The following is a 264-nucleotide window of genomic DNA, read 5'->3' on the forward strand; positions in this document are numbered from 1 at the left end:
CAGAATACGATACAATCCTATGTATTTAGGTTTGTGAGTAATTTTTTGAAAATTCTTTTTTTCGAAAAAGTAAAATTTAATTCATTCATGGAGGTTTTAATTTGGCTAATAAAGTACCATTTTCATTTATAGTAGTTATTGGTTTAATGTTATTTGCTCTATTTTTTGGGGCAGGAAATTTAATTTTCCCACCAATGCTTGGGCAATCAGCAGGAATGAATATCTGGTCAGCAAATGCAGGGTTTTTAATAACAGGAGTTGGCT

General features: G+C 30.7%; 1 protein-coding gene. It reads left to right on the forward strand.

Going from position 1 to position 264, the window contains the following annotated elements; genetic code table 11:
• Positions 1-101: 101 nt before the first annotated feature.
• The coding region (locus tag SB773_RS32465; RefSeq protein WP_410594498.1) for a branched-chain amino acid transport system II carrier protein at positions 102-264 on the forward strand (163 nt) is incomplete at its 3' end.

The organism is Bacillus sp. SIMBA_074 (assembly GCF_046534555.1).
Classification (GTDB): domain Bacteria; phylum Bacillota; class Bacilli; order Bacillales; family Bacillaceae_G; genus Bacillus_A; species Bacillus_A mycoides.